Source organism: Parvimonas micra (assembly GCF_021300775.1).
In the GTDB taxonomy this organism is placed as follows: domain Bacteria; phylum Bacillota; class Clostridia; order Tissierellales; family Peptoniphilaceae; genus Parvimonas.
In genome coordinates this window covers 1-11,639 of sequence record NZ_JAJTJP010000002.1, presented here as the reverse complement: position 1 = coordinate 11,639, position 11,639 = coordinate 1, and the positions used below count along the sequence as shown (strand labels likewise).

Genomic DNA, 11,639 nt, shown 5'->3' with positions numbered 1-11,639 from the left:
AACAAAGTTTATTTTTTTTCAAAAAAGTATTGCAAAAATAATTTTTATATAGTATAATAGTTCAAAGTTAAATAGAGGTAACGGAAAGGGAAGCAAACTGGGGGCTTCTTTATTTTGTAAGTTTTTATTTAATACAATAAAGAGGATTATTGTTAAAGTCTATAATCTATCTATGCGCGATCCGTAATTCGTGTAAATTTATTAGAAAAGGGAGAGATAAAGATATGAAAAAATTATCAAAATTAGTTGCATTGTGTCTAGCAACATCTTTTTTATTCTCCGCTTGTGGTAAGAGTGAAAAGAAAGAATCTAACGGCACTAAACAAGAAGAAAAGAAAGAAGCTGGGGTTCAAGATAACTTAGTTGTTGAAAACGAAGGAACTCCAGTAGAAAATGCTACATTAAAAGTTGCTTATATTAGTGACTCACCATTTACGGGTATTTTCCATTTAGCATTCGCAACAGCAGATCCAGATATGCAAATTTTAGAGTATTCAGCTGGCGGAACATTCAAAGTTGATGAAAACTTTAAAATTGTAAACGGCGGCGGTGCTGACGTTGAATTTAAACCAGAAGAAAAGAAAATAATTGTAACTATTAATGAAAAATATACATGGAATGATGGAACTCCTGTTACATCAGCAGACTTCTTAGAATACTATAAAATTATAGCTGATAAAGACTACACAGGTGTTCGTTTTACTGGCGAAATAAGAAATGTAGTTGGTATTGAAGAATATCATGATGGAAAAGCTAAAGAAATATCAGGTTTCAAAACTTTAAGTGATAAGAAATTTGAAGTTAATTTTAAAGAATTCACTCCTAGTATCCTTTGGGGTGGTGGAATTCCTTCTGAGCCAGTTCCAAGTCATAAGTTAAAAGATATTCCTGTTAAGGAACAAGAAGCTCATGACATAACTAGAAAGAACCCATTATCTCCAGGACCTTACTATATTAAAGAAATAGTTCCTGGACAACAAGTAATTTTTGAAGCTAACCCATATTACTATAAAGGACAACCAAAAGTTAAAACTGTTATTTGGAAAATTGTACCATCAGCACAAATCGTTGCTGCATTACAAGCTGGAGAATATGATGTAACTGTTGGATTAAATTCAGATCTTTATAGTAAAGTTAAAGATTTAAAAAATATTAAACTTGGTATTAAAGATGAATTATCTTATACTTATATAGGATTTAAACTAGGTAAATGGGATAAAGAAAAAGGTGAAGTAGTAACTGACCCTAATGCAAAGATGGCAGATGTTAAATTACGTCAAGCTATGGCTTACGCAATTGATAATGATGCAGTTGGAGCAAAATTCTTCCAAGGTTTAAGAAGAAATGCAACACAATTAATGATTCCTGCATTTAAAGAATTCTATGATAATTCATTAAAAGGATATACATTAGATGTTGAAAAAGCAAAACAACTTCTTGATGAAGCTGGATACAAAGATGTTAACGGAGACGGATTAAGAGAAGATAAGAATGGACAACCATTCAAAATTAAATTCGCTTCAATGTCAGGTGGAGCTGTTCAAGAACCAATTGCTAACTACTATATCCAACAATGGAGATCAATCGGATTAGATGTTGAACTTGCTACTGGAAGATTAATTGAATTTAACTCATTCTATGAAAAAATTCAAAATGATGACCCAGAAATAGATGTTTACCAAGGAGCTTGGGGAACAGGATCAAACCCTAACCCAAATAATCTTTACGGAAAAAAAGCTGCATTTAACTTCTCAAGATTTTCATCTCCAGAATTAGATACTATCTTAGCTAAAATCAACTCTTTTGAAGCAGTAGATAAAGATTTTAGATCAAAAGCATACAAAGAATTTGCAAACTATATGTTTGAAAATGCACCAGTTGTACCTACTTTATTTAGAAAAACTATAGTTGCTGTAAACAACAGAATTAAGAAATGGGATATAACTCCAGGCTCTAACTTTGGATTATATGATGTTGAATTAACTTCTGAAGAACCAGTTAAATAGTAAGTAAATTATTTATAAGAAACCACGAAAGTGGTTTCTTCAGACTGATGACAAAGGTGTCGATGAGCAATCATTGGCACTTTTTTAGTGGAGAAAAAAGGGGGAAGTGTTATAATAATTTGACTGTAGATAGATAATTTAAGAAGAACCCCACCCTTGACGTGAATTATTTTGTTTTGTATTTTTTATTTCTTTTTTAAAATTATTTTCGAAGTTTATTTGCTTTTAACGTCTAGCTACCAAACGAAGCTACTTCCTTATACGTCATCTCGACCAACGTGGAGAGATCTCATAGTTTTGCTTATGAATAAGCAAAACTAAAATGTATCGAAGATACATATAGAAAATGTATTTTTTATTTCTTTCAGAAATATTATTGTTTGTAAACAAACAATAATTGAGATTTCTCCATTTCGCTAACGCTACAGTCGAAATGACGTGTTAGTGGCATCTCTTTGCAAATAACTTTGACGTGAGGTATTTTGTATTATATATTTTTTATCTCTTTTTTAAAATTATTTTTGAAGTTTATTTACTTTTAACGTCTAGCTCTTAAACAAAGTTATTCTCCTTATACGTCATTTCGACCGTAACGGAACGAAGCGTAGCGAAGTAGAGTGTAGCGGAGAAATCTCATAGTTTTGCTTATGAATAAGCAAAACTAGAATGTATCGAAGATACATATAGAAATTGTATTTTTTTTATTTCTTTCAGAAATACTATTGCTTGTAAACAAGCAATAGTTGAGATCTTTACAGTCGATTGTACTCAAATCAAAGATTTGAACAATCTTTGCGTCAGACCTACTTCTGCTTACAAGTAAGCAGAGTTAGGGCTAGATTGACTACACTACGCTCCGATCAAGATGACGTGTTGGGAGCTTTTCTTTGCAAGTTTCTATGACGTGAACTATTTTGTTTTATACATTTTTTTAATTGTTTTCGAAGTTTATTTGCTTTAGCAAAAGTAAATGTATCGCAGATACATAGAGAGTGATTTTTTTGTGAAAAAACTTTAAAAATGTGATTTGAATTACAAAATTAAGAAAATATTAAAAAAATGTAACTTTTTTGAAAAGTGAAAATTTTAAATTTTTTTTAATTTTAAAAGTATTAAAAATAATTAAAATATTGAAAATAAGGGATTTTATATACAAAAATTTTTTTGCTTGAAATAAAAACTTAAATGAATATGTTCAGTGTTAAAACATTATTATAGATAATAACTTTGTCTAAATTTTAATTTAACAAAAAAAAACTTTTGTTTTAGGAAATGTTATGCTATAATTCTAGTTGTAAAGATAAGATATGTTTCTTAAGTGTTGAGTTATACTCATATAAAATCACAGTAGAACTAAATTTTTTGTGTGATGTAAATTAGAAAACGATTATCTTGAAAAATATTTATTTTTTTCTCAAGGAGGAGACTTAAGATGAAAAAAGCATCAAAATTAACAGCTTTAGCATTAGCTAGTTTGATGATACTTTCAGGCTGTGGAGCTAAAACTGGAAAAGATAGCAAAGACAGTGGAAAGAAAGAAGAATCAGGATTTAAACCAAATCCAGTAGTTGAAAATGAAGGAACACCAATCGAAAATGGTACTATAAAAATTGGTATCATTTCTGAATCACCATTCAAAGGCGTATTCCACGAAGCATTCGCTGGAGACAACTTCGATATGACTATCATGAACTGGGTTGGTATGGGAGGCTTCTTTGATGGAGACCCTGACGGCAAACTTGGTAATACTGGATTAGGAAAAATCGAATTTAACAAAGAAGAAAAGAAAGCAATTATTACAATTCATGAAAAAGCAACTTGGAGTGACGGAGTTCCAGTTACTGCAAAAGACTTTTTAAGATATTATTTAATCATCGGACATCCAGATTATGAAGGAGTTCGTTTCGGTACTGACTACATGAACGTAGTAGGTATGCAAGAGTATCATGATGGAAAAGCTAAAGATGTATCAGGGGTTAAAGTACTTTCTGATAAATCTTTAGAAATAAACTTTAAAGAATTTGACCACTCTATATATTGGGGTAAGGGAATTCCTTTCAATCCAGTACCAGACCATATTTACAAAGACATTCCTGTTAAAGAACAAGCAACAGCTGATGCTACAAGAAAACATCCATTATCATTTGGACCTTATGTAATCAAAGAAATAGTACCTGGACAACAAGTTATAGCTGAAGCTAACCCATACTATGCATTTGGTAAACCAAAGACTCCAAAAATGGAAATCAAAGCAGTTCCATCTGCACAAGTAGTAGCAGCTGCTAAATCAGGTGAATATGATATTATTGATTCATTTGGATCTGACTTATATGAAAAATTTGCAGCATTAAAGAATGGTAAAATAGCAAGTAACTACTATGGTGGATATGGATATATTTCATTCAAATTAGGAAAATGGAACAAAGAAAAGAACGAAGTTGTTACAGATCCTAATGCAAAAATGGCTGATAAGAACTTAAGAAAAGCTATGGCAATGGCTGTTGATAGAGATACTCTTAATAATAAATTACTTTCTAACTTAAGTATTCCTCTATATCAAATTATTCCACCATTCTTTGCTACAATTTATGATAAAGACTTTGAAGGAATCAAATTTGATTTAGAATCAGCTAAAAAAGTTCTTGACGAAGCTGGATACAAAGATACTAATGGCGATGGAATAAGAGAAGATAAAAATGGTCAACCATTAAAGATTAACTTTGCTGCAATGCAAGGTGGATCAACTCAAGAACCAACAGTTCAATTCTTACTTCAACAATGGAAAGCAATTGGTCTTGATGTTCAACTTATTAATGGAAGATTAATTGAATTCAACTCATTCTATGAAAAAATAGAAAATGATGATCCAGAAATTGATGTTTACATGGGTGGATGGAGTACAGGTTCTAACCCAGACCCAACTGGTTTCTACGGAAGACATGAAGTATTTAACTTCCAAAGATTTGCTTCTCCAGAATTAGATAAATTATTAGCTAATATAGTATCTCTTGATAACACTGATCCAAATGTGAGATTACAACATTATAAAGATTTAAGTAAATACTTAGTTGTTGATGAAGCTATAGTAATTCCAACTTTCTCACATACTACAAAATCATTTGTTAACAATAGAGTTAAAAAATATGATATTTCTTTACCTAAAGAAGGACAAGCTCCATTTAGAAATTCTGATTTAGAATTAACTAAAGAAGCACCAGAAGTTGATAAATAAAAATAACTAAAAAAAAGTGTGGAAAATTTCCACGCTTTTTTTATTGTGAAACAACAAGGTTCCCGGGCGCCCAATGTATCTACGATACATTTACTTTTGCTAAAGCAAAAGTATGAGATCTTCACAGTCGATTGTACTCAAATCAAAGATTTGAACAATCTTTGCGTCAGACCTACTTTTGTTTACGAGTAAACAAAGTTAGGGCTAGATTGACTTCGGTTCGCTATGCTACGTTTCGCTCAAGATGACGTATAAGGGAATAATCGTTGTTTAATAGCTAGACGTTAAGAGTAAATAAACTCCAAAATATCTTTTTAAATGTAGTAGAAAAAATATAGTAAAAAATCATATAAACTTATTTAAAAATATAGGCTATAAAACAAAATAGTTCACGTCATAACAATTAAAAAAGAAGAACCCCAAACACGTCATCTCGACCGGAGAGTAACGGAGCGGAGAGATCTCAATTATTGTTTGTTTACAAACAATAATATTTCTGAAAGAAATAAAAAAATATAATTTCAATATGTATCTACAATACATTAAGAGCGAAGATAAAGTATAATTTTTGTCTTTGCGTTTTTTTTTTTTTTTGAAAAACTTTGAAAAATAGGGAAAATTCCCTTTTTTATAATTGGGGTGTATGATATAATATTTATAGATTAAAACTTTGTTTTAATCTATAAATATTGAACCATGATTGCCATAAAAAATAATTAAAAGAAATTATGGTATAGTATTTAGGCAAAATAAAAGTGCCTTTATACAATATGATAAAGACACAATTATTTTACTTTCATTTTAGTACTTTTACATTGAGTAAGATAATTCTACACCTATCTTAAAAATTATCAAAAAAGATTTGGTGTATAAGGTTTTATGGTTTCATACTTTAGTATTTGGGGATTTATTTTAAAGTATGATTTATTAGTTTACATTTTTATGTAATACTAATTTAAATTTTTATTTATCTTAATTAAGATATGTACATTTTGCCATATTAACCTTAAATTAAATTTAAAAATAAAAAATTTGGAAAAATAAAAAAATAATAACGAGGTGGTTGTATGATAGGTATTATTAGTGCTCTTGATGAAGAGTTAATGGAAATTATAGATAAAATTGAAACAAAAAAAGTTACAAAGGGTTATTTTACTTTTTACCTTGCAAATATTTCTAATAAGGAAGTTGTTTTAGGTATTTGTGGTGTAGGAAAGGTAAATTCTGCAATTTACACTCAAAGCATGATTGACAACTTCTCTCCGAGCGTTATTATTAATATTGGTGTTGCTGGTTCTACTGATGATAAAGTAAAAATTGGTGATTTAGTTATAGGAACAGAATATTTCTATCATGATTTTGATTGTACAGAAGCTGGTTATGTAATGGGACAAATACCAGCACTTCGTGATGTTAAATTTATTGCTGATAAAAAATTAGTTGATATCTCTTATGAAAAGGCTTTAAAAGTTCTTCCTGAAAATAGAATTTTTAAAGGAATTATAGCTACTGGCGATATTTTTGTAGCTAAAAAGGAAATTAAAGATAGGATTAAAGAAAATTTTGACTCTCTTTGTTGTGAAATGGAAAGTTGCTCTATCGTGCATACTTGTCATTTAAACAATGTTGGATATTTAGCTTTACGTTCAATATCTGATAATGCAAATGAAGAAGCAGACTGTGATTTTGAAACTTTTGTATTAGAGTCAGCAAAGGTTGTTAAGAGTATTATTTTGGATATTATAGAGGAAATATAAATGATTGAAATTAAAAATTTAAAGAAAAACTATGGGAAATTTGTAGCAATTGATGATTTTAATTTAGAGATTGAAGAAGGAAAAACTTATGGAATTTTAGGAAGAGTTAATTCTGGTGGGACGACTATTTTTAATATTCTATGTAATTATACTTTTAAAGATGATGGAACTGTTTTGATTGATGGAAAAGCTCCTGAAAATGCAAGAGATTTGATATATATGTGTCCAAAAATGGAATTTTATGATGGATATACTTTAAGACAGGTTTTAAAGACAATTTCTGAATTTAATTCTGAATTTGATTTACACTATGCCTTAGAGCTTTGTGAATCCTTTAAAATGGATTTAGATAGCAAATTTAAAGCAGAGGAAAATGTTCAAAATTGCACTATTTTTAGAACTATTGTTACAATTTGTATGAATAAAAAATATCTTCTATTTAATAAACCTGAAGTTGGACTTTCAAGTCTAGATATTAGAAAATTAAGTGATATTTTAATGGGAAATTATAGAAGAAGAGGCTATACTCCGATTATTCATAGTAAAAATGCAAATTACTTTTTTGATTATCTTGACTATATAATAATTATAAAAGATAAAAAAGTTGTACTTTTTGAAAGTAGAGAAAAACTTAAAAAAATGGTTTATTCTATTTCTGGTTCTGTTGACCTTATTAGTACAGCTGTTAAGGATAGAAATGTATTAGCTATTAAAACGCTTAAAAACTTTTCTAAACTGAAAATAGCTTATATTCTAGCTAATGATGAGGATGAAGTTAGAGCTCATGCGAGTAGAACTGTTTCCTTGAAAGAATTATATGAAGCTATTACTGCTTCTGAAGAAGGAGGTCGTTAAGTTGAAAAAGGGATTAAATTATTCTTTAAGAGTATTGTTTGATACTTTTCTTACTGGAATTTTATTTTCTGTTTTAAGTGAATTCGTATTTTTAGCAATAGCAAAACTATTGAATTTTGATATTTATCTTGATACAGAAGTATTTATGTCCATTTTAGTTGCGATTTTCTTAACATTTATTTTCTCAGGAAAAAATATTATAAATCAATTGTTTATAAATGGTTGTAGTAGAAAGAAAATAGCAAATATAAAAACTTTATGTTGTACGATTTATAGTTTAGCTTTCTTTTTATTGATATTTTTATTTGAAATTTTCTATGCAAAGTTATTTTCAAATATTATGGAATTAGATACTATTATTCGTTTAGTTGTAATCTATTTATCAATATGTGTTAGTGCTGAATTAGCAACTTTTATATCATTACTTTATAAAAATATTTCTATGAAAAAAGGGAAGGGAGTACATAAAACTTTCTATAGATATATGTACTCATTTGTGATTATACTTTTAACTTATATATATAGAATTGTATATCCTAATGTTCAAGAGTATTATACAACTATAATCTTGGCAATTATTGCTGTATTGTTTTGTGGGTTACAATTTTACTTGGCACGTAATAATAGAAAGTGGATATTAAATATTGATATAAGAGCTTAGGAGGTTTTTATGGACGGATATATATTGGCTTTAGATCAAGGAACTACGAGCTCAAGAGCTATTTTGTTTGATCACAATGGAACAATAAAAGGAGTTTCTCAAAAAGAATTCAAACAAATTTTTCCTAAGGCTGGTTGGGTTGAACATGATGCTATGGATATTTGGGCTACACAATCAGGAGTTTGTAGAGAAGTTTTAGAAAGAAACTTCGTAAGACCTAATGAAGTAAAGGCGATTGGAATAACAAATCAAAGAGAAACTACGATTATATGGGAAAAGGAAACTGGAAAACCAATATATAATGCAATAGTTTGGCAATGTAGAAGAACTGCTGAGATTTGTGAAGAAATAAGAAAAACTGGATATGAGGATTTAATTTTTGAAAAGACGGGTTTAAAACTTGATGCTTATTTTTCCGCCACAAAAATAAAATGGATACTAGATAATGTTGAAGGAGCAAGAGAAAGAGCGAAAAGAGGAGAGTTGTTATTTGGCACTGTTGACACTTGGATAGTTTGGAACTTAACAAGGGGAAAAGTGCATATAACTGATTATTCAAATGCTTCAAGAACAATGTTATTTAATATTAATAGTCTACAATGGGACGAAGATATTTTAAAGATTTTGGATATACCAAAGTCAATGTTACCAGAAGTTAAAGATTCAAGTGAAATATATGGATATACTGATGAATATACATTTGGTGGAGCACAAATCCCTATTTCTGCAGTTATAGGTGATCAACAATCAGCTCTTTTTGGACAAACTTGTTTTGAAAAAGCTGAAGCTAAAATCACTTATGGAACAGGAGCCTTCCTTTTAATGAATATAGGAAAAGATGTTCTAAAATCTAAAAATGGTTTACTGACAACTATAGCTTGGGGAATTAATGGCAAAGTTACATATGCTCTTGAAGGAAGTATATTTATTGCAGGAGCGGGAATTCAATGGCTAAGAGATGAGCTTAGACTACTATATGATGCGAGTTTATCTGAACAATATGCAAAATTAGTTGATGATACTGATGGCGTATACATAGTTCCGGCATTTACAGGACTTGGAGCTCCATACTGGGATATGAATGCAAAAGGAGCAATTTTTGGACTTACAAGAGGAACGAAAAGAGAACATATAATTCGTGCGATGCTTGAATCAATTGCATATCAATGTGTAGATGTTTTTAACTGTATAGAAGAAGACACAAATATAAAAATACAAAATTTAAAAGTTGATGGTGGAGCAAGTGCCAATGGATTTTTACTACAATTTCAATCAGATATGTTAAATACAGAAGTTACAAGACCGGAAATTCTTGAAACAACAGCAATGGGCTGCGCATTCCTAGCAGGGCTTGCTGTGGGCTTTTGGAAAAGTACAGATGAAATTAAAAATATTTGGAAAAAAGATAAAACATTTCAACCTTTATTGAGCGATGAAGATAGAAAGAAAAAGTTAAAGGGTTGGAGAAAAGCAGTAAAAAGAACTTTTGATTGGGATAAAGATGAAGAATAAGATATATTTTAAAGACTCAGTTTAATTGAATTGAGTCTTTTTTGTTTGCAAAATTATCCATAAATTTTACTTATAACAGAAAATTAGCATAGAAAATTTTAATGTTAATGTCGCAAACTAGGGGTATAATTCTAATAATCAAATTTTAGGAGGTAGAGATGAGAGATTACTATAAATGGGCAAAAGAATTTTCAGATAAGTATATAAAGCCAGTGGCAGAAGAAATTGATGAAAACGGAAAATTTCCAAAAGAAATATTTGACAAAATTAAAGAAGAAGGATTTTTTAAAGTTTTAGTTCCTACTGAATACGGCGGAGAAGGTGCAGGTCCAGAGGCACAAGCTTTTATTACTCAAGCATTTGCTGAAGGTGCTGCAACAGTTGGGTTAGGATATACAATGCATAATGTTGCATTAAAATTTGTTTTAACATTTACAGATGAAGACTTCAAAAAATTCATTATTAAAGAAGTTGTCGAAAACAATAAAATGTTATCACTAGCTAGAAGTGAATTTGAAAGTGGTGTTCATGTATTCAAATCACAAACACAATTAGAAGAATTTGAAGACTATTCTGTAATTAGTGGCGTTAAAAGTATGATTACTTCAGCTAACTATGCTGATTACTATTTAATTTCAGTTCCTAAAAATTCTAAAGGTGAAATGAAAAACTGGTTAATTCCAAGAGAATCAGAAGGGTTATCATTTAAAGAAAGTGATTGGAGAGGAATTGGAATGAAGGGCAATAACTCCTGTCCAATGATTATGGAAAATATAAAATTAGACAATAAATATGGAATTAAAATTTGCAGAAAAACTTGTCCTCAACCTTATGAAGTGAATATAGATGTAATATACTTTATGACTGGACTTGCAGGAGTTTATTCAGGTGTATGTCAATCATTATACGAATCAGCATTGAATCATGCAAAAAATAGAAAATACGGTGAAAGTTCATTGGCAGACATTGAACCTATTCAAGTTCATATTTCAAAACTATATGCAAATGTGCTAGCTGCAAAAGGAGCTTTAGAATCAGCTATTAATTCATTCGGAAAATTAGAAGAAGATGGATTTAGAAAAATAATGACTGCTAGAATAATAGCTTCTGAAAATTCAATTGAAAATGCAAACATTGCAATGAGAATTGGTGGTGGACAAGCATACAATAGAAAAGGAAATATCGAGAGATTAATGAGAGACGCTTATGCAAGTCAAGTTATGTTCCCAAGTATAGATGTTTTAAAATCATGGGTAGGAAAGAATATAACAGGAAATTCAATTTTATAAAAGTTACTATATAATAAGGAATCTATTTTGGATTCCTTTTTTATTTATAGATAAGTATTGACTTAATAAAACTGGCTTGATATAATATATAAACACATGTAAACGAACTAATATTTAATCCTTTAAAAATATTTTTAAAAAATTTAAAAAAAGTGTTGACAAAGGAGTATCCAAGTGATATAATATTAAGGTCGCAGTAAGTGTGACAATGAACCAAGAAAAGTAAACAGTGATAAAAACTTTGAGAGTACAAAGAAAAACAATAATTTGGTGTAACAAAAAGTCAGCGAGAGCAGACGAACTTTTAATAGAGAGTTTGATCCTGGC

At 29.6% G+C, this 11,639-nt stretch carries 7 protein-coding genes; all 7 read left to right on the top strand.

Annotated features, from left to right (window positions below):
* Window positions 1-224: 224 nt before the first annotated feature.
* The gene (locus LW893_RS03370) at window positions 225-2,006 is read left to right on the top strand and encodes an oligopeptide ABC transporter substrate-binding protein (protein ID WP_233055819.1); all 1,782 of its coding nucleotides are present in this window, start codon (window positions 225-227) and stop codon (window positions 2,004-2,006) included.
* A gap of 1,432 nt (window positions 2,007-3,438) precedes the next feature.
* Window positions 3,439-5,238, top strand: a complete 1,800-nt coding sequence (locus LW893_RS03365; protein WP_233055818.1) for an oligopeptide ABC transporter substrate-binding protein — start codon at window positions 3,439-3,441, stop codon at window positions 5,236-5,238.
* A 1,067-nt stretch (window positions 5,239-6,305) separates the two neighbouring features.
* On the top strand, window positions 6,306-6,995 hold the full coding sequence (locus LW893_RS03360; protein ID WP_233055817.1) for a 5'-methylthioadenosine/adenosylhomocysteine nucleosidase: 690 nt from the start codon (window positions 6,306-6,308) through the stop codon (window positions 6,993-6,995).
* Window positions 6,996-7,850, top strand: a complete 855-nt coding sequence (locus LW893_RS03355; protein ID WP_233055816.1) for an ATP-binding cassette domain-containing protein — start codon at window positions 6,996-6,998, stop codon at window positions 7,848-7,850. It begins immediately after the preceding gene.
* A 1-nt stretch (window position 7,851) separates the two neighbouring features.
* Window positions 7,852-8,511, top strand: coding sequence for a hypothetical protein (locus LW893_RS03350; protein WP_233055815.1), 660 nt, complete (start codon window positions 7,852-7,854; stop codon window positions 8,509-8,511).
* Window positions 8,512-8,520: 9 nt separating this feature from the next.
* Entirely contained in the window at window positions 8,521-10,023 is a 1,503-nt protein-coding gene (glpK, locus tag LW893_RS03345; RefSeq protein ID WP_233055814.1) for a glycerol kinase GlpK, read from the top strand.
* Window positions 10,024-10,181: 158 nt separating this feature from the next.
* Window positions 10,182-11,312 (top strand): acyl-CoA dehydrogenase family protein, encoded by a 1,131-nt coding sequence (locus LW893_RS03340; RefSeq protein WP_233055813.1) that lies wholly within the window; start codon window positions 10,182-10,184, stop codon window positions 11,310-11,312.
* Window positions 11,313-11,639: the final 327 nt, after the last annotated feature.

What these genes read in the sequence shown, in the direction of transcription:
- LW893_RS03370 (WP_233055819.1), top strand. Translation starts at nt 225, where the DNA reads ATGAAAAAATTATCAAAATTAGTTGCATTGTGTCTAGCAACATCTTTT.
- glpK (WP_233055814.1), top strand. Translation starts at nt 8,521, where the DNA reads ATGGACGGATATATATTGGCTTTAGATCAAGGAACTACGAGCTCAAGA.
- LW893_RS03360 (WP_233055817.1), top strand. Translation starts at nt 6,306, where the DNA reads ATGATAGGTATTATTAGTGCTCTTGATGAAGAGTTAATGGAAATTATA.
- LW893_RS03365 (WP_233055818.1), top strand. Translation starts at nt 3,439, where the DNA reads ATGAAAAAAGCATCAAAATTAACAGCTTTAGCATTAGCTAGTTTGATG.
- LW893_RS03340 (WP_233055813.1), top strand. Translation starts at nt 10,182, where the DNA reads ATGAGAGATTACTATAAATGGGCAAAAGAATTTTCAGATAAGTATATA.
- LW893_RS03355 (WP_233055816.1), top strand. Translation starts at nt 6,996, where the DNA reads ATGATTGAAATTAAAAATTTAAAGAAAAACTATGGGAAATTTGTAGCA.